This window comes from Bacillus cereus group sp. BcHK124 (assembly GCF_027712065.1).
GTDB classification, from domain to species: Bacteria; Bacillota; Bacilli; order Bacillales; family Bacillaceae_G; genus Bacillus_A; species Bacillus_A pacificus.
Map to the genome: position 1 here is coordinate 149,681 of NZ_JAQFPJ010000007.1, position 19,918 is coordinate 169,598.

The window sequence follows — 19,918 nt, forward strand, 5'->3', positions numbered from 1 at the left end:
CACTAGTTGTTTATGATTTGCTTTCTGCTTATTATTAATCACAATACAATAGACGTTTATAAAGAAGACCTTTAGGGGATAAACTATAAGTGTATATCTTTTTAAGGAATAATTTCAAATATGGTACCTTTGTTAAAATCAGTTACTTTCATAGAACCGTAAACTCCTAAATATAACCTAGTTTGATCCAAATTTGTTCCTAAACTCATATAATAAGCTGCTTGCGTACCAAAATCATAATTGGTTTCAATAACATGAAAGTCAGTATGTTTACCATCTATACCGGCTCTAGTATATGCTAAAACACCTTTAACTGGCGGCCGAGATTCTTCTTTCTTAGCAAGATCAGTAAATACAACGCTACCATATAAATTTTGGATTGCAGTTCCCATATATGGCTGAACGCCTGTAAGTGAAGTTCCTCCAAACTTATCTGGTCTCGGGTCTTTATGAAAATAACTAATGAGCGGCTGCATACGCTTTGCGGATAATTCTATTGTTTCATTATAATAAACCATTGTTCTCTCATCTAAAGTAGGATGATCAGCACAGTGCCGTATAAAAGAAGTAGGTAATTCTCCTTCCCATCCTCTCCAACCAAAATTAATAAATCCATCTTGATTAGAAGTGAATCTCATTACATGCATTTTAATAAGTTCAGTAACCGGAATTGGTTTATATTGAACAAATGAAAAAATAGACTCTACAATATCCTGTCCGACATTACCTGCATATTTAATATATTGATTATAAAACCTTTGGAATGAAATACCGGTTATATTACGGACGCCTTTCGCAATTACTGTAAGTGTTTCTTGTATCGATAGAGGAAGTTCATTAAAGCGTGTAACTACTGGAGGATTATTTATGAATGTATCTCTACTTACATCGATTTCAATTATTTTACCTGCTAATTCTAAATCATCTTGGCTTAAATTAAACGGATCATAACCCGACCCACCATCTCCATTTGTAAATACAAGTTTCCCCGTCTCTGGAGAAAAGTTTAAAGTATTTACTCCATTATGATTAAAAAATGGGCGTTTTATATGAAGTAATGTTCTACGTTTTTGAGGTTGCCCGTTTGACTGTAAAATCCATTCTTCAATTGTATCAATATGATCATATTGCGTATCTCTATTTAGCCATTTTAAGTTTAAAGTTTTCGGGTCACAAGGATTCGGTTTAAATTGTTCAGAAAGTGCACCGGGTCCTTGAGTTCCAGCTACTGAATAATGAAGATAAAATAAACCGTTTTGATAAAATTGTGGATGAAACGCAAGTCCAAGCAATCCACGTTCATCATAGCCGCTACTAGAGACACCTTCTTCAGATGTACCTAATTTAATAATACGTTGACGAATATTTAAAAATGTTTTTATGACTCCATCTCCTATGTAAAAAACCTCTCCTAATTGGGTTGCGATAAATAGTCTTTCAACTGATTCATCTGGAAGTATTGCTGTTTTTATGACAGTCGGTAAATTTATGTTATGAACAATGGGTCGTAAATGAACCTTAACTTTTGTCAATTAACTTTACACCCCTTTATATTCTTTTTAATAGAAGAGTATGATTAGAGTAATCTTATTAGTATCAAATAAGTAGCATTCCTTTTTATTACATTTTTGTATATAATGTAATTATAAATAAACTAGGGGGCTACTTATGACACTTTTACTACAAATCATCTTACCACTTATATTTGCGCTATATTTATTTACCCTCTATCGTAATACAACTATTGGAAAAGCTGCTTTTCTTTTAGCGGTCATTATTGGGATTTTTGGATTAGAGAACATTTTTCAGCATGCTAATCTAACAGATCATGCTATTTATCCATATTGGGGCAGTTTGAAGGCTGTTGTTATTATTTTATCAGTCGTATTTCTATTTAAAAAAGGTGGTTTAACAGGAAAATATTGATTTGTAATGCTATTAACTGCTGGTTCCGCATCAACACTTATTTTGACGGTTTCATTTATTCAAAATATCCCGTTTTGGAATTGATAGTGAAATAACTAATAAAAAAATATATAAGATTAGGACCGTACATTTTAGAAATGTCTAATATGTACGGTCCTTTTGTTTACTAGTGGTCCACTTATAAGTATGTGATCTTTTTACAATTCGAATTTCTTTTTAAGTTTCTTATATTTTCTATACGAACGTCTAACAATGTTTAACATAAAATACGGTATTTTAACAGGGAAAGGCAATTTATAAATGAAAGGCAAATAAAATGTAAAATATGCCTTTTCTAGGTCTCTCCACTTACTATCTTCTTTTGTTTTTAAGAAATCAGATACATCGACTACATATCCCCTTCCTTTTTCCATCATCACATTTTTCCCGTGAACATCACAAGGAGTTAATCCTTGTTTCCTTGCATACTCTAAAGCTTTATTTATATCAAGGATTACCTGCTTAGGAATTTTAATTCCCTTATGAATAGCATCGTATAAGGTAATTTCTTTTAAACGTTTCAATACTATGAAATTTTCTCCTTTATATATAAGCTTTGAATAAGAAGGATGATTTCCGATTCTGCGGTATACTTCTGACTCTTTTTCAATTCCTTCTCCTTCTCGCGCGTAAACTTTCACTACCCAATCTTTGAATTCTCTGTGCATGAATACTGCAGCATAATTACCTTTCCCTAAACACTTCCAAAGTCTAGGAATATCTTTAACTACTACAGGCTCGAATTCGTCCTCACTTCTTATGATTACCTCTTTTAATAATTCATCCTTTATCAATCCCACAAAACTATTTATACTCATCGTTTCCACTCCGGTTTTGCTAAAAGGGGCTTACCCACATTTTAACGAAAATATACACTAAGCGAATTTTATTTGAACTGTTGAATACTTAATATGTATTCCGCTATTCAGAGCCAAAAACCATACAATAAAAAATATTTCTAACTATTTTTATTTTTTCATAGGCAACTGTATAAGGCTTTTCTAAGTGCAAGTTCTCTCAGTTCATTGGTCATGCCAAATCTATATTTGTTTTTTTTAATTGTTCAATTCTTGTTCCACTACTATCTTTGTTAGCTAACACTTTTATTGTTTTAATAGTCTTTTGTTTAATTCCCACAATGCTGTTTTATTGCTATCCCACTTCAAATACGTTACGGCTTCCTCAAAACATAACCATTTATAATTTAAGTGTTCTTTAGATAATGAGATGTTTTTTGTAGGGACTTTAACTCCAAACGAAAATTCTTTTATTACATAAACGTCATCTCCCCAAAGGAACCCTCCAACTACATCCTCTACTGGTAGTGAAGACACAGAATCTAATTGTATATATGAACATTCTCTTGTAATACCAGCCTCTTCAAACGCTTCACGTTTTGCTGATTCAATAGGAATCTCACCGTCTTCTCCACCACCAGCTATGCCTTGCCAATAACCATAATCACTTCGGTTGAAAATCGCATATTGAATAGAGTCATCAATTTTTATATAAGGAAATATTAATACTTGATATGGTGCTCTCATTGCTTAACCTCCTCTCGAAAATAGGCTTTAAATACATATGAATAAAGAGCCGACATCATAATTCTACATGAATAATGCAGGTTTATGGTGTCAGCCCTCTATTTTTGAAGAATTTTATTTTTCATAAACTGTCTAATTCTTCGCGAAGAAAAAAACGCTTATTTTCTATCAAATTTGCTTAGTGTATTTTTTTCATACCCGATGTTATTCAATTGCGCCTGCAACGTCATAATCGTTTAAATCTAATTCAATTGGTTGTCCTAGCGCTAATTTAGCGAGTTCTGATCCTAAATATGGACCAGCAGTTAAACCTGAAGCTCCTAATCCGTTTGCAACAAGAATACCGTCGAAGTTAGGAAGCGGTCCGATAACAGGTAAGAATCCTGGAGTAAACGGTCTAAATCCAACTCTCGTCTCAAGCATAGTAGCATCTTCTAAGCCAGGTGCAACTGTTAATGCTTTATGGAATACTTCATTTAAACCACCAGCCGTTACACGGTGATCGAAACCAGTATCATTCTCATGTGTTGCACCAATTACGACATGGCCATTGTCAAATGTTAAAATGTATTGATCATTTGGCGGCATAACAACTGGCATATTTTCTGTTGCTGTATTTTCCATTTGCAAGTGAACAATTTGTCCTTTTTGGAACGTAACTAAGAAATTAATTCCTAAAGGGTTTAAGATTTCGTTCGCCCATGCACCTGCAGTTACAATAACCTTTTCTGCTAAAATAGTTGCATCGTTTACTATAACTCCCGTAATATGATTACCTTCACGGACTAATACTGCATCTCCTTTTATAAAAGTTGCGCCATGTTTTTTCGCAGCGCTTATTAATGCATTACGTAATAATCTTCCATTTACTCTTGCAGCACCACTAATATGAACAGAACTAAATTCTTCTGATAATGCTGGGAATAATTTTTTTGTTTCTTCAGCTGATAAGCGAGTGATTTCACCAATCTCTGGGGCATCTTCACGACGTTTATACGCTCGCTCTTCCATTTGATCAAGTTTTTTCTCATCAGTATGTAAACTAATTGCACCTACACGGTTATAACCTGTGTCCGTTTCACCTTCATCTTCTAATTGCTGAATTAACGAAGAATAGTAACGTGCACCGCCTTTAACGATTTTATACCATGCTTTATTACGACGTTGCGAAAGCCATGGACAGACAATACCTGCTGCAGCATCAGTTGCTTGACCTACTTGTTGACGATCCACGATAGTAACATTCGCGCCAGCCTTAGCAAGATGGTAAGCAGTAGACGCTCCTAAAATACCCGCTCCAACTACAATATACGATTTCATTTCAAACACCTTTTCTCTTTTGCTAATTATTTAAATATAAGAACATACTTTAGTATACTGAAAGGAATCCTTTTTTCAATGTGCCAAGTGCAATTAATTGTTGCATCATTGTGAATTGCTAGTCTTACTTTTTCTTTTTACGAAATAATTCAATCGTTTTATATCCTTGCGAAAGAATTTCAATCATTTTCTCAAGACGTTTTTCACGTGTTTTATCTTGTTTTACAGAAAACAAATTACGTGCCCAATCTTTTTTGTATCCAGGTGTTAAACTTTGATAAAACTTAAGTTCATTTGGGTGATTAGCTAATAAAGATTCAACATCTTGAATTCGATCTGCATAATCAGCTACACATTGGCTCATTGCAGGCGTTTTCGTCGCTTTTTTCTTCTCACGCTTTAAACCTACAACAGTAAAAACATCATCCATACTTACCATTCGCGCAAATTTAATATCGCTTTCTCCCACATATCCATCTTCTCCAACGTTTAATGCTGGAAACATCTCGTCACGGTGAATAAACGTACTGTAGCGAGAATTACCTTTTTTCGGATATGCGAAGAATACGTATCCTTTTTCAATTAATAATTCTTCATTACTAATAATATAATTCGTTTGTTTCACCATTTCATCCAGTGTTTCTACAAAAATAAAAATGGCATCGTGTTCTTTTGAAAATACAGTTTCTTTTCCTGTAAAAACTTCGTAATCACTTGGTTCATTAATAACAACCATATTCGTATACTTATTAAGTTTCAATTTATCGATAATTGACATGAAGATCTTCCTTTACATTCAAAATTCGTTGTTTATACTTTTTCATACTGTTCTAGTGTATTATATCTATTAAGAAAATCAAACTTTAATAATTGTTTTAAATCAAAATAAAATAGCCGATTCTTTATAAGAACCGGCTAGCTATTTGTTTTATCATAACTCAATAGCAAATAAAGTATATAAAAGATCTCTATATTGCTCTTCTGTAACTTCACGTTTCGTTTTTTCACCGTGAATCATTGTAGTTAAACTAGTATTTGTTAAAGAGACATGGCCAGATTCCGTCAATTTGACTGCAATTGGGCCCTTATTGAAAATAGATTTCTCATCTTCTATTACTCTTTTTTGAACATCATTCACTACTATTTCATCAATTATACGATTATAAAAAGCATGACACACTTTCCACTCACCATTCGTATCTTTTCTTTCTAGAACGTAATTCTCTTTACTCGTATCTTTTCGTATCACTCTATACGTACCATTTTTAGAAGAAATAGGCTCACCAGTAAAAGGTACCGGGACTAGAGGTACTAATGAAGCAATACCTACATCAATTACGTATCGTACGTTATCATAATTTAGAATAACCGTTATATGTCCATCCTCAAGTGCCCATGCCTTTATATCATTTTTATATACGGTACCTAATGCGAGTTGTACATCATAACCACAATCTTTTATAAAGTAGTAAAAGAGAGTATTTAACTCATAACAAAGCCCGCCGCGGGAACGAGTTAAAATTTTATTCTGTAAATTTTCCATAGTAATTATATTCGTATTACGTGCTATTACATCTAAATTCTCAAATGGTATAGTGTGTGCAAATGCAAAGAGAATTGTATTTAATTCCTCAAATTTCACTTCAGTACGCTTTGCGAGATTCAATCTTGTAAACAGCTTATGTTGTAGACTTGTCATAGTCAGCACCCCTTAAAATGTATAAGTTAAAATAGTATATGTTGATTGTAAATTTGATGGGGTACTGAAACAATGTACATTTCGTTTAACTGTACTGGTACAAAAAGTCTAACTCACAAGATTACTTAAGATAAGAAGCTACGAATACAAATTTAACAGTTCGTCTATAGGTAAATTATTATGATCGCTTAAATCAACAAAATATTGAATTTGCCACAGTTGGCTCTTTTTAGCTTGGTTGCTCACAGGAGTATCCCATATAGGGTAAATCCTCATAGCCATCTTGCCTTTTTGGTTTTCTGTTCTCAAGATTTTTTCCTTAAGAAGAATCTCTTTAGGGAAAATAAATTGTCCTAGTTTATTATCATCTATACAAGTGATAACTAATAAATCAGGAGCAGCGTCATAAGAAAACGCTTGATTTTGCATATTGTCATCTTTCTCCCAAAAAGAAACAAATTGACCAATTTTATTAGGAGTAATTTTTGATTTTCTAAAACGAATGGTTTTGTTATTTAAGTGAAATATACATCCTGCATATTCTGCGTTTTGCTTTTCTTCTTTTACATTCGTTATCATTAAATTATTAGGTTTGTAAACTATATTGTCTAAATTTCGGATCGTATCATTATAATGGTTCAAGAAAACTCCCCCTTTGTTCATTTCTTAGTTTAACACAAACATCAGTTCTTCTACATTGTATAGAATGTATATAATCATGAGTGACGTGAAAAGGGAAGATATAATTATTACTTTAATTTACTTTTTACTTAAATAAAAAAGCCTCCATTTGGAGTTTTTTTTATGCAAACACTTCAGGATATGTTGTCGCTAAATACTCTTTCCAATAACCAGTGTCTCCATCCATATCATGTAGCCACCAATACATCATTAGCGTTTCTTATTCTTATTCTTGTTTCTTGCCTTATATAAATGCCTTATGGGGTAATCTTCTGTACAAAGCATCTATATTGAATAGATTTTTCCGCTGCATGTAATCATATTCAAAACCTTGTCACTTGTCCTTACTCTTCTTTTTATAATTCCCACTTTACTTTAAATAAAATGTGTTTAATTATTCGTGGGATGAAGAGTGTATTTTTGTAAATAATAAGTTTGTAAAGTATTAAATTGAGGAGGGTTTGTATGCAATATCCTAAAAAAGCTATAAAGTCTGCTTCTAATATGAAATCAGATTTTGCTACAACTGATGCGCAAAAAGTAAAACAAGAAATTCAAAATGATGTAAGAACAGGACAAGGAGCAATGACTTCTCGAGAGGCGGGGGCAATGCGAGATTAAGAATACATTCCTTACTTGTATTTTTAGTTTGTTTATTTCTTAAACATTTACCAGTAATGAGTGTTTCTATAAAGTCACTTCCCTTAAGTAGAGATTTAAGTGTTTCTTTGTTTTTACTTACAATGCGGTAAATGAAATCTTTCTTAATTATTTGTTTAGAATATAAAAATTCATTACTCCGCAATATTTTTACTTATTATAAAAATATTGCGGAGTAATATAACCTAATAAACTATCAAAAGTGTCAATCTCAGAATACGGTTTTATTTCAGTCTTATTTGTGATTCTATGAGGATTAAACCATATCCCTTTTATATTTACATTTTGAGGACCAGCAATATCCTTTTCTAAGTCATCTCCAATAAATAATACATCTTCTGGTTGCACATTAAGCTTATTTAATGCTAGTTCAAATATACGTTTATCCGGTTTACTAAATCCTACTTCTTCAGAAATAATGATCGTATCAAAGTAATTGTTTAAATTCGTGTTAATTATTTTAGCCCTTTGCCTCTGACTTGAACCATTTGTTATAATTCCAACTTTAAAGTGCTTCTTTATATGATTTAAGAAATGAATAGTATTTTTGTCTATTGAAAAACATTTAGGGAATTTTTCATTCCAAAAATCTTCAATGTAATTGCGTGGTAATCTATACTTCGGCGGAAATTCATCAAACAATGATTCTAAAACTATCGTTTTATCACTCATGCCGTATTCCCTTTTATCATATTCTTTAAATTTCTGTAGCATATTGTTTTTGACTGTATCACTAACATCCTCATAACACTTTTCTAAAACAAATAAAAACAATGTATCTACGGCCATATCCCTATTAAGTAACGTATCATCTAAATCAAACAGCATAGCTTTATAACCCACCAAATAAATTCACAACCTTTCTATATTTCCTAGTTATTATCAAAAGTAATCAAAAAACAATTCATATGAAAGAACTCCTAATAGAATGATATTCTAAGAGTTAAATCAAAAATCCTTTTTCTGTTTGTTAATTGATGTGAAAGCACACGGTTTCACCTTAGGTAATCGATGAATTTTTTAATTTAGAATTTTCGGATTAATTTAAAAATCTTTTGTGATAGGCTGTACTTAAAGATTAAATATAAAGGATGATTCGTATGCAAACTAGCCCTTATACATAATTTTTTTCAAACTGATATACTATAAACACAATGGTTCTAGAAAGGTGATGATTTTATGTATGAACAACAAAATAATAGGGATAGAGATCAAAAAATGATGTTTTTTATGCAAGGGGTTCCCACAAATAAAGTTAACATGAATCAATTACCAAAATGGATTAGATTCTTTGGCTATTGTGCGTTTGGTTGGATGATACTATTTAGTTTCATTATGATTGTAGGTTTAATTCTGCAATAACGATACATTTAAAATGTGAACGGGACAGTATTTAGATCATGCGTCTATGTAATAAGCTATTTTATTACCTAGACGTACTACCTATTTCTTTTCGTCTTCTTGGCTGTATCGGATGTTTTGGTCCATTCAATTTGTGGAGAATAGTAATGGAGATGATAAAGTACTGTACTTACAACCCCTTTGATTTGTTTTTGAATGGTAAAACTTGTTTCTCTACTCTTTCATATTGAGTAAGTAATTGCCTAATAAAAGAGAATTTCGGTACTAACCAATACGAAATTACCGCTGAAATACACCCTATTAAAGCCCCTACTGCAACATCAAAAGGATAATGAACCCCTACTCAAATACGAGAGATCGCTATACAAAGTGCAAGTATAAGCCATAGCCATCCAGTTTTTTACGAACAAGCCAAAACGAAAAACAAATTGAAAAAAAGAGAATCGTATGGTCACTAGGAAATGAATTATCTACAGCATGGTCAACAAGTTTATTAACATCAGGCAATACTGCAAACGGTTGATAATTCAGATGGAATTTCCCTGCTATTTTCCCGATTACTTCAGCAATTACAAAAGCAACCATCGCTTGAATAACCATCATCCTACTTTTTCTGGACCCAGTAAACCAATAAGCTAAAATAATTAAAGCTAAAATATATACCATATATTCTGCCAAAAATACGATGGCCGGGTTTAGGAATGAATATTGTTTACCTAAATCATTAAGTGCTCGAAAAATATCAATATTGAATTGAGAAAAAGACATTTCAAATCCCTCCTTTTTCGTAAGGTGTTTGACTGATTGCTATATACCTTCATTACATGAATCGTTTTGGTTATTGTACTCATCTAAAAATATCAACACCTTACGAAATCGCTTTCTTCTTTTTCACTTTAATAAAAAAAGAAAAAGGAAAACATCGAACTTTCTTACAAACATTCGTGCATTCTTACAGTTTTGTCATTTTCTCGTCACTTTGTAAATAGGTTCATCGTCTTGCCTTTTGCTATATTCATAAACTCGTATGTCTACAATTACGGAAACCCTAATCACACATAAAAAAGAGAAGAACCTTGGTGAGTTCTTCTCTTTTTTATTTATTAAATTGTAATATAATTACAGTATGTGAAATTATACTATTTTAACTTTAAAACAAATGAACTTAACGCAGGAACTTTAATTTTATTATCATGGACAACATAAAGTGGTTTACTTCCTGCCTGCTTCCCGTCTACTAGTACTTTCCAAGGACCTTTCGATGGAAGTGTTATTTCAACAGCTTCTCTATTTGCATTGTGAGCCACCGTAAAGTATTCATTTTTATTCCCCTCTATTGTATAAGCTACAGTATTTTTCGGAGCATCAATAAATGATACATGTGTTTTTATTTGTTCTGCAGATGTCATTCGAAAAGCTGAGTACTTTTTGCGTAATTCTATTAAACCCTTCATATAATCTACTTCATTATTAAACGTTGCTCTGCGCAGCCAATCCATCTGGTTAATTGAATCTGGAGATTTGTAACTATTATGATCACCATATTTCGTGCGCATAAACTCTTGTCCCGCATGTAAGAACGGAATACCTTGTGATGTTAATAAAATCGAAGAAGACAATTTGTGCATTTGTTTTCGCACTTCTTCACTGTCACTTGGATTAGTCAACTCAAGTTTATCCCATAATGTATGATTATCATGTGCTTCCACATAAGTTAGCACCTGCTCTGGATCTTGATAAGTCGACGAATTTGTATCGTAGTCAATCCCTGCCGTAATGCCTTTTTTAATACGATCTTCCATGTTTTCCTTTCCATTTATAAAACCATTTTCCTTCTCCTCAAATACACTACCTTTCAATCCATCACGTATATTATCGTTAAAATGAGCAATCCCTTTCATTTTCTCTGCATTTTTTTGATTTGCTTTCAGCTCAGCTGCAAGAGGTGTATTTAAATCCCATCCTTCTCCATGCAGTATAATAGAAGGGTCAATTTGATTAACAGCTTTACGTATTTCATTCATCGTTTCATAATCATGAATACCCATTAAATCAAAACGGAATCCATCTAAATTGTATTCTTTTGCCCAATATGTGACGGAATCTATCATAAATTTCCTCATCATTTTTCGTTCTGAAGCAGTATCATTTCCTACTCCAGTGCCATTTGCGAATGTTCCATCTTCATTGTAACGATAATAATAACCTGGAACTAACTTATGAAAATTAGATTCAGTAGCACTGTACATATGGTTATACACTACATCCATTACAACACGAAGATTATTATCATGCAGTGTTTGAATCATTTGCTTTAATTCTGTTATTCGAACAGTTGGCTCATATGGATTTGTAGAATAGGATCCCTCTGGAACATTGAAATTTTTTGGATCATATCCCCAGTTATACTGTGGTTCGTTTACATTCTCTTCATTTACTGAAGCATAATCAAATATCGGTAAAAACTGAACGTGAGTAACACCAAGGTCCTTTATATGATCAAGTCCTGTTTTTACACCTTCTGGCCCTTTTGTTCCTTTTTCTGTTACACCTAAATATTTTCCTTTCTGTTTAATGCCACTTTCGGGCTGAATAGAAAGATCACGTACATGCAATTCATAAATAATAGCATCTTCTGGATTTTTAAATTTTGGCTTTTTGTTTGCTTTCCATTTTTTCGGATTTGTTTCTTCTAAATCAACAACCGCACCTTTATCTCCATTTACAGAAGCAGCACGCGCATACGGATCAACGGCTTCAATCCACTTATCACCAATTTTTACCTTATACGTATAATAGAGACCTTTTTGATTCCCTTTAAGTTCTGCTTTCCAAGTGCCCTTTTCACTTTGTTGCATGTTTATTTCAGTACCTATTTTATCGTTCCATTTTTTATATGTAACTAATTTCGCTTCACTCGAAGTAGGAGCCCATACACGGAACTTTGTATGTTGTGGTGTATATATATTCCCTAAATCGTTACCACCATAATAAAATGAATGATCAAACTCCTCACTACGAATTACTTTACCGATTTCAGTATTCGTATCAGCTACGTTTTCGATTTTAACTTTGTATGTCTGTTTTAAATCAATTTTCTGCTCCGTAATTATTTTAAACTTATTCGTAATATCTCCACTGTTTTTATCATAAGGACTAATACTCTTAATTTTAATCCCTTCCATTTCAATTTTCTTTTCTCTAATATTAAACGGGACATTAGTCGTTACAGTAATTTCATGGAAACTATCAATAGTTGCTTTTTGAATTGATAGATCCGATGACGGCTTAGAATTATATACTTTTTCATCACCCGAAAGAATCCATACTTCAGCACGACCGTCCTTTATATTTTCAATCCAACGATCGCTACCATCTTTTTCCCACTCATTTGTACGAATGATAAATCCTACACGATTATAGTCACCATCTATATTAATCTTTGCGTACTTTCCAAATTCATCTTCACCAGTAAATTCATATGAGTTACCATTTGCATTTTCTCCCCATATCCAAAGATTCCAGTCTTTTGTATTTCCAGACTGTTCTTTGTAATGAATGATAACTTCAGTTGTTTTCGAATTTGAAACTGCCTTTACACTTTGAAAAGAGAAAACAGATGATAACATAACGATTATAGTAAGTAATAAAACTGATTTGTTAATTAATCTTTTTATCATTTGCACCACATACACCCTTTCTTTAAATAGCATGAACGTTATATTCTGCTCGTACTACATTACAACTACTTAAATTAATCTAAAAATCTCTTTTATTTCACCCCCATATTGGCTGATTTCACATATGTATTTCAATGATCTTTTAATACGAAAACGTTTGCATTAATGTATAAAAAAATAGGTTTGTTTATGTCTTCATATATTTGTAAATACTAAAAGATCAGGGAAATCATTATAAAGCAATCGTTTGTTATCGCTTTCATTCTATAGCACTTTCCGTTAAGAGGTCAATATATTATTAATTTTCTGTTTTTATATACTATAAACCTTACATATTTGACGTAACTTTTAAAGATATCCTCCCTAATTATTGTTAAGTAAGTATATTTTCACTAATGCATAGTTACGTAAAAAAACAGCTAATGTCCTTTAAGGATATTAGCTGTTTTTCATAATGTAATAATATATGAATAATAACTATATTTCTAACCTACTTAATTTTCGCTGCATCAAATGCCTTCTGTACTGCTTGAACTTCCGCTGTATTCGCACCATATTTATTAGTTGCCACTCGAATACATGCTGATCTCAATTCTTTGAAATTAGAAGTCATGTTTAACTCATCTGTATTTGCGTAATAGAAGATATCGAACATTTTATCTTCACCAATTCCTTTAACAGTTACACCATTATGAGTTCCGCCTTTTGCAATGAGATATGCAACTTTATTAATAATACTTGAGTTAAAGTGAACGCCGCCTTGATCCCATCCATTAAAATCGTTAAATTCACTGTAATCATCTGGATAAGGTACTCCAAGTGAAGATGGAACAGAAGCTGGGTTTTCCATATCACGGAAGACAGATCCAGTTTGTTCTCCCATCGTCCAGTTAAAGCTTCCATTATTTACGTATTTCTCAATAGATGTTCCCATAATATCAGATAGTGCCTCATTTATCGCACCAGATTCACCGTAATATTCAAGATTAGATTCACTAGAAGTAACAGCATGTGTAAATTCATGCCCAGCTACGTCATATGCTTTGACGATAGGATCTCCATACACAAGCATACTACCATTATTAGCACTTAACGCATTCTGCCAATTTTTCGGATCATTCGTATCTCCAGAATCCCAAGCATGTACAACTGAAACTACCTTTTGTCCCTTATTATCAAAGCTATTACGATTGTATTTATCTTTATAAAAATCAAACACTTTTGTTGCTAAGTAATGAGCACTTACTGCTTTTGGATCGTTAAATGTTGTCGAAGTACTAGTTGCTAATGTACCAGGATAATAGCTTTCTTCTTTCGTAATATCTCTGTAATTCACATCATATGTTTCAATTCCTTGCCCTCTTGTATAATCAGCCAGAGCATATTTGCCATTACTTTGTTTAGAAATACCAAATGAACGAGAGATCCCTAAATCATCTTTTCCAGTGCCCGTTAATGATGTAAGACTGCTTTTTTTACTTTTCTTTAAGGCTCCAACTAGTTTTTCACTTGCTTTCAAGTTAGACTCTTGTACCATATTTTTTAACATATCACCATTTTGTGCATTTACTAAATATGTTCCGGAAACATATTTTGGTGTTGCAGCTTCAAATGTAACCTGGTACGCATTGCTAGCTTGGCCATTATTTTCATCAACAAAAATAACTTCCTTAACTTCTGGCTCAGTAATAAAATTGATATCGTTCCCGTACTTCGTATAAATATATTGTTTTGCTTCATCTTTTGATAGATTGATAGGTTGTTTCAATTCTTCTTGTTTTAAATTTTGCGCGCTATCTCCTGAAACACTTTTAATAACACCGTTATGATCTACGTGTGCAGTTAATTGATGGCCATATACTTCTTTTCCTTCATATGTTTGTTGTATACGTACAAGTGTAGTCCCATCATATGAACCACGTTTTTGAAGAACTTTATAATCTACTCCAGTTTCTCCATTGACTTGCTTTGGAGAAAGAGCTTGTTCTGTTTTCTCCTTCAGAGCATCTTTTACTACATTCTCTGGTGCCTTTTGTGACGGTTGTGTAAGTTCACCTGAACGGAATGATTCCTCCTGAATTTGAACTTGTAGTTGATCTGTTTCCTCTGCATGACCTACTCCGTATGGTGCTACTGCTGTTAAAGCTAAACCTGTTGTTAATGCTACCTTAGTTAACGTCTTTTTGTTTTTCATTTTTTCACCTCGTATAATTTTTGAAATAGAAAGCTTGTACAAAGTATACTTGCTGTTCCTGTCGAAAAAAAGGGAAAATACACAATTTATGTAACATTATGCAAAATTACATAATATAAGGACGATGATTCAAATTAAGAACAACTTATATAAGTGCATGAATTTCAATAAAAAAAGAGCACTTTAAGGTGCTCTTCAAATACGATTATAAATTATGCATTGTGTCATTTATTAGTATATGCTCGTCTCATTTAATTGTTTATTTAATGTTTTCTCTACCCAATAATCTTTTAAAAATATATCATCCAATACGCCGGTATCCTCCGTTACTGTTTGATTAGCAAATAAAAAATATAGTAAAGATAATGCTAGATAGAAACATACTACTTATTTGCATTCATATTTATTGGTACTTTTTTAATTGGCACAAATAAATCAACCTTTAACTTTCCTTCTAAATCTTCTGCAACATTATTTAAGCAAAACTCTAAATTATCTCTATCATAATCTGCATCATACTCACTATTTGGTAGCCACTCTGCGTACATGTATTGATACGCTACACTTAATTTATGAGGTTCATCATAGAATTCGTATAGAGCGTATAGACCTCCATCTACACTTTTAAATTGCACACCCTCATGTTGTTCTTTTTCAAAGTTTTCAGGTATGGTCACGCAAGCATCATGTCGGCACATATGGCTTGCAACAAGTTCAGGATTATCTAATGAGATTCCGATAAATGATTGCTCCGGTGGATAAAGCTTATTTTCAATAGACCAGTTCAATAACTTCCCCCAATGATCTTGTGGTTCAAAGTAACTACCAGTTCTTCTTATGAATGCCACTTCTAATGGTCGTAATTCTTTTACAACTACTTTCATTTATATCATCCCCTTATTAAGTATCTATTCAATTTATTTATCTTTCAATTTGATAAATCCCTTTTAAATAAACAAATTTCTTAATTGCATAAATCTTAATTGAAATAAGATTATTTACTACTAAAGTTGTATGTACTTTCATACTTTTACTCGATTCTATATTCTTTTTTAACAGCTATAGTAATGATAAGAAATTGTAAGAATAAAGGAGGATTTAAATTGATTAAAGGAATATACGAAGCACACTTACCGGTTAGCAATTTAAGAAACTCAATTGAATTTTATGAAAAACTAGGGTTGAAATTAGCTTGGAGCGATGAATCAACAGCATTCTTTTGGATTGAAGAAGGAATGAGTTGGCTGGGGTTATGGGAAGGTTCTGAATGTGAAACGAAATATCATCCTTCTTTACGTCATATTGCATTTAGAGTTTCATATGAGGATTTAAAAGAATCATTAAATTGGTTACACTCACTTCAAATTAAAGCTGTTCCGTTTGGGAGTAATAAATCTATTGCACCTTTTGTCCGTCCACATCAAGGTAATGCATCTGTTTATTTTATTGATCCAGATGGTAATAGCTTAGAACTTATTTGTCATATTATTGTACCTAATGCACTAAAACATATAACTAATAAATTATCCTTTAAAGATTGGGAGAAACTATTAGCTGACACATTCGAATGAATATTAGCTATAAATCATAATGTCTCACCTTTATTTTTATAACATGTATAACAATCCCTAATAATAATGTCCTATCAATTTATCATTAAATAAATGTAAAAAATGACCCTATTTATTCATTTTTCATGCGTATGTATGTACATTTGTTAATTTATTCGATATATTATGTGTATTGAATGATTACGAAAAACTTATAGGTCGCTAAAAAACACCTTATATTTTTATGTCCGTGAAAACTACAAAATGTATAAAATTCCATTTGTCAAATGAATTTAATGCGGAAGGAGGTTTGTGGTTACTTCATCGGGATATAATAATCAGTTTTAAACTGATAAAATATAGGAGGCGACATTATGTTTCGTACGATTTCAAATTTCATGAGAGTAGCTGAGATAAGAAGGAAAATCCTTTTTACATTAGCGATGTTAATTGTTTTCCGAATTGGCACGTTTATTCCAGTTCCTCATACTAACGCAGAGGTATTAAAAGTACAAGATCAAGCTAACGTTTTAGGTATGCTAAACGTATTTGGCGGAGGAGCACTGCAACACTTCTCAATCTTTGCTGTAGGTATTACACCTTATATTACAGCTTCCATCATAGTACAATTACTACAAATGGACGTTATACCTAAATTTTCGGAATGGGCAAAGCAAGGAGAAATGGGCCGTAAGAAGTCAGCTCAATTCACTCGATACTTTACAATCATTCTCGCATTCATACAAGCCATTGGGATGTCTTATGGCTTTAATAATATAGCAGGTGGACAATTAATAACAGATCAAAGCTGGACTACATACTTATTTATTGCGACAGTTTTAACTGCAGGAACTGCATTTTTACTTTGGTTAGGCGAACAAATTACCGCTAACGGAGTAGGTAATGGTATTTCGATGATTATCTTCGCGGGACTTGTTGCAGCGATTCCAAATGTTGCGAACCAAATTTATTTGCAACAATTTCAAAATGCAGGCGATCAATTATTCATGCACATCATAAAGATGGTCTTAATTTGTCTTATAATTTTAGCGATAGTTGTTGGCGTTATTTACATACAACAAGCGGTGCGTAAAATACCGATTCAATATGCAAAAGCTGTTTCAGGCAACAATCAATATCAAGGAGCAAAAAATACTCATTTACCTCTTAAAGTAAATAGTGCTGGTGTAATTCCAGTAATCTTTGCTTCTGCATTTTTAATGACGCCGCGTACAATTGCGCAGCTTTTCCCTGATTCAAGCGTATCCAAATGGATAGTTGCTAATCTGGATTTTGCACATCCATTTGGAATGACACTTTATGTCGGTCTTATCGTTGCTTTCACATACTTCTACGCATTTATTCAAGTAAATCCTGAACAAATGGCTGAGAATTTGAAAAAGCAAAATGGATATGTGCCTGGTATTCGTCCTGGTAAATCAACAGAACAATATGTAACGAAAATTTTATACCGCTTAACATTTATCGGCGCGATTTTCTTAGGTGCAATTTCAATTTTACCGCTCGTATTCACGAAAATTGCTACATTACCACCTTCTGCACAAATTGGTGGTACAAGCTTACTGATCATTGTCGGTGTGGCACTTGAAACAATGAAAACGTTAGAAAGCCAGCTTGTAAAACGTCATTATAAAGGGTTTATAAAAAAAGCGAATTAAGTAAAAAAACACAGTTGGTTATTTTTCCAACTGTGTTTTTAATTCTACTGCATCTAATTTTTCTACTAATGTACCAATGACCTTTTCCAAGTTCATTATTTTTGCTTCTAACGCTCGAATACGTTTATTGCTCTCATCTACATCATTATATTTTAAACTGTTATTAGAGACTTTGAACTGCTCTCCTAATTCGGAAGTGATATCTTCAATTGTTGATTTTTCATTATTACTGGTTGTATTTGTATTTGATTTTAATTCAAACTGAATTTCAAACGTCGTATTAAACATTTCTCTTAATGTATTAAATACTAATTCTTTATAATGAGATTCTAACCAGTCACGTGCAAATTCATTTGGACAATAAATTGTTAATATATCATCCTCTAAATAAACAGTAGTATTCGTAAACCAAGTTTCATATGATGGTTTTGAAATTTGCGGTCGAATTTTTTCCTTGACTTCAGTCCAATTTATTTTCATAATAACTCCCCTCTTTTTGCAGATCTCTTTCATATAGCTTAATAATATTACGCTTTTCCAATAAATAAAGTCAATCCGTATCATGAATAAAATGAAAGCAGCCCTGCTATATACAGAACTGCTTCTTTATATAATTACATTTCTTTCTCAAATAATCTCCCTTTTCTGAAATAAGACCGGAGTGTGGATCGATTAGCTAAAAATACACCAACCAAAATGAAACATGCACCTATTCCCATTGTAGCGTTTAAAGGTTCTCCTAATATAATATATCCTACTATAATAGCAATTAACGGTGATACGTATAACCATGTTGACGGGAATACAGGATTTGTTTTTGATAAGAGCCAATAATATAATCCGTGCCCACCAATTGATCCGATAAAGATAAGATATAAAATAGGCCACTGTACACTCCAAGAAGCTAGTGTAGTTACATTCGGTTGTTCTACTATGCCAGACACGATTAGTAGTAAAACGCCTCCATAAAACATTTGAATACCATTAATGAGAAATGGCGATACACTTTGTAAATCCGAAAGTATTTCTTTTGAGCGAATTGAGCCTATTCCGTAAAATAATTCTCCTATTATTAAAACAAAACAAGCGATACTCCATATAAAACTTACTTCTTGGTGCATTCCTGGTAAAGAAACAAAAACAACGCCTATTAGCGCGATGATTAAAGCAAGAAGTTGCTCCTTTTGTAATTTTGTCTTATTTCTCTTTGTCTGTAATAACAAAATCATCATCGGTCCTGTAGCAGATAGCACAGCAGCTAGCCCTGAAGAAATATATTGTTCCGCCCAGTACAAACTTGCGAATGTCATAAACGTTAAGCAAAAACCAGCATATATAATACGTTTTGAAAATATATGTGGCATAATTTCTTTTCGCTTTAGCTTAAATATAATCATTAAGATTACTCCTGCTAGAAAGAAACGAATTCCTGCTGAAAATAATGGGGGTGCACCTGCTCCAATTCCGATTTTTATTGTTAAAAATGTTGTTCCAAAAATTATACATACTAAAATATAATTAAAAATGACCATTACTCTTCCTCCTTTTTACTCTTCACATGAGTATAGAAGGTATGGTGTATAA

At 32.5% G+C, this 19,918-nt stretch carries 18 protein-coding genes and 1 pseudogene; 5 read left to right on the top strand and 14 right to left on the bottom strand.

All coding sequences use genetic code 11. The annotated features are described in order from the left end of the window. Positions 1-101: 101 nt before the first annotated feature. Positions 102-1,532: a PQQ-dependent sugar dehydrogenase gene (locus PDK19_RS13810; protein WP_270707351.1), complete on the bottom strand. Its 1,431-nt coding sequence runs from the start codon at positions 1,530-1,532 to the stop codon at positions 102-104. A 136-nt stretch (positions 1,533-1,668) separates the two neighbouring features. Here PDK19_RS13810 and PDK19_RS13815 point away from each other — a divergent pair, with 136 nt between their 5' ends. Then, entirely contained in the window at positions 1,669-1,926 is a 258-nt protein-coding gene (locus PDK19_RS13815) for a hypothetical protein (RefSeq protein WP_000173557.1), read from the top strand. A 197-nt stretch (positions 1,927-2,123) separates the two neighbouring features. Here PDK19_RS13815 and PDK19_RS13820 read toward each other — a convergent pair whose 3' ends face one another. From PDK19_RS13820 to PDK19_RS13845, 6 genes are all read right to left on the bottom strand, one after another. Next, on the bottom strand, positions 2,124-2,783 hold the full coding sequence (locus PDK19_RS13820; RefSeq protein ID WP_000026513.1) for a serine/threonine protein kinase: 660 nt from the start codon (positions 2,781-2,783) through the stop codon (positions 2,124-2,126). A 285-nt stretch (positions 2,784-3,068) separates the two neighbouring features. Then, entirely contained in the window at positions 3,069-3,509 is a 441-nt protein-coding gene (locus tag PDK19_RS13825) for an NUDIX hydrolase (protein WP_001202581.1), read from the bottom strand. Between the two features lie 204 nt (positions 3,510-3,713). Continuing rightward, complete coding sequence (locus PDK19_RS13830) at positions 3,714-4,829, bottom strand: NAD(P)/FAD-dependent oxidoreductase (RefSeq protein ID WP_049111481.1); 1,116 nt, start codon at positions 4,827-4,829, stop codon at positions 3,714-3,716. 124 nt (positions 4,830-4,953) lie between these two features. Further along, entirely contained in the window at positions 4,954-5,607 is a 654-nt protein-coding gene (locus PDK19_RS13835; protein WP_000022239.1) for a YdeI/OmpD-associated family protein, read from the bottom strand. 153 nt (positions 5,608-5,760) lie between these two features. Continuing rightward, positions 5,761-6,528, bottom strand: coding sequence for an arylamine N-acetyltransferase family protein (locus tag PDK19_RS13840; RefSeq protein ID WP_270707354.1), 768 nt, complete (start codon positions 6,526-6,528; stop codon positions 5,761-5,763). Between the two features lie 138 nt (positions 6,529-6,666). Next, entirely contained in the window at positions 6,667-7,191 is a 525-nt protein-coding gene (locus tag PDK19_RS13845) for a MepB family protein (protein WP_074615466.1), read from the bottom strand. A gap of 483 nt (positions 7,192-7,674) precedes the next feature. Here PDK19_RS13845 and PDK19_RS13850 point away from each other — a divergent pair, with 483 nt between their 5' ends. Beyond that, complete coding sequence (locus PDK19_RS13850; RefSeq protein WP_014893665.1) at positions 7,675-7,830, top strand: hypothetical protein; 156 nt, start codon at positions 7,675-7,677, stop codon at positions 7,828-7,830. 189 nt (positions 7,831-8,019) lie between these two features. Here the strand turns inward: PDK19_RS13850 and PDK19_RS13855 are convergent, their stop codons facing one another. Then, the gene (locus tag PDK19_RS13855; protein WP_014893664.1) at positions 8,020-8,712 is read right to left on the bottom strand and encodes an HAD family hydrolase; all 693 of its coding nucleotides are present in this window, start codon (positions 8,710-8,712) and stop codon (positions 8,020-8,022) included. A 336-nt stretch (positions 8,713-9,048) separates the two neighbouring features. Here PDK19_RS13855 and PDK19_RS13860 point away from each other — a divergent pair, with 336 nt between their 5' ends. Next, positions 9,049-9,231 (top strand): hypothetical protein, encoded by a 183-nt coding sequence (locus PDK19_RS13860; protein ID WP_014893663.1) that lies wholly within the window; start codon positions 9,049-9,051, stop codon positions 9,229-9,231. A 169-nt stretch (positions 9,232-9,400) separates the two neighbouring features. On the opposite strand, the pseudogene PDK19_RS13865 reads toward PDK19_RS13860, so the two are convergent. The 4 genes and pseudogenes from PDK19_RS13865 to PDK19_RS13880 form a co-directional block, all read right to left on the bottom strand. Then, a pseudogene (locus PDK19_RS13865) lies at positions 9,401-9,999 on the bottom strand (undecaprenyl-diphosphatase). A gap of 371 nt (positions 10,000-10,370) precedes the next feature. After that, the gene (gene pulA, locus PDK19_RS13870) at positions 10,371-12,917 is read right to left on the bottom strand and encodes a type I pullulanase (RefSeq protein WP_001177926.1); all 2,547 of its coding nucleotides are present in this window, start codon (positions 12,915-12,917) and stop codon (positions 10,371-10,373) included. A gap of 484 nt (positions 12,918-13,401) precedes the next feature. Next, a complete protein-coding gene (locus PDK19_RS13875) occupies positions 13,402-15,105 on the bottom strand; it encodes a M4 family metallopeptidase (protein WP_000791434.1) in 1,704 nt (567 codons plus the stop codon). Positions 15,106-15,488: 383 nt separating this feature from the next. Further along, the gene (locus PDK19_RS13880) at positions 15,489-15,989 is read right to left on the bottom strand and encodes an AraC family transcriptional regulator (protein WP_000869972.1); all 501 of its coding nucleotides are present in this window, start codon (positions 15,987-15,989) and stop codon (positions 15,489-15,491) included. Positions 15,990-16,208: 219 nt separating this feature from the next. Here PDK19_RS13880 and PDK19_RS13885 point away from each other — a divergent pair, with 219 nt between their 5' ends. Both PDK19_RS13885 and secY read left to right on the top strand, forming a co-directional pair. Beyond that, positions 16,209-16,676 (top strand): VOC family protein, encoded by a 468-nt coding sequence (locus PDK19_RS13885; protein ID WP_049112281.1) that lies wholly within the window; start codon positions 16,209-16,211, stop codon positions 16,674-16,676. A 353-nt stretch (positions 16,677-17,029) separates the two neighbouring features. Next, complete coding sequence (gene secY, locus PDK19_RS13890; RefSeq protein ID WP_270707358.1) at positions 17,030-18,334, top strand: preprotein translocase subunit SecY; 1,305 nt, start codon at positions 17,030-17,032, stop codon at positions 18,332-18,334. 18 nt (positions 18,335-18,352) lie between these two features. On the opposite strand, the gene PDK19_RS13895 is transcribed toward secY, so the two are convergent. Both PDK19_RS13895 and PDK19_RS13900 read right to left on the bottom strand, forming a co-directional pair. Further along, positions 18,353-18,847 (bottom strand): DnaA N-terminal domain-containing protein, encoded by a 495-nt coding sequence (locus PDK19_RS13895; protein WP_411538077.1) that lies wholly within the window; start codon positions 18,845-18,847, stop codon positions 18,353-18,355. A gap of 101 nt (positions 18,848-18,948) precedes the next feature. Further along, entirely contained in the window at positions 18,949-19,866 is a 918-nt protein-coding gene (locus tag PDK19_RS13900; RefSeq protein WP_049110936.1) for a DMT family transporter, read from the bottom strand. Positions 19,867-19,918: the final 52 nt, after the last annotated feature.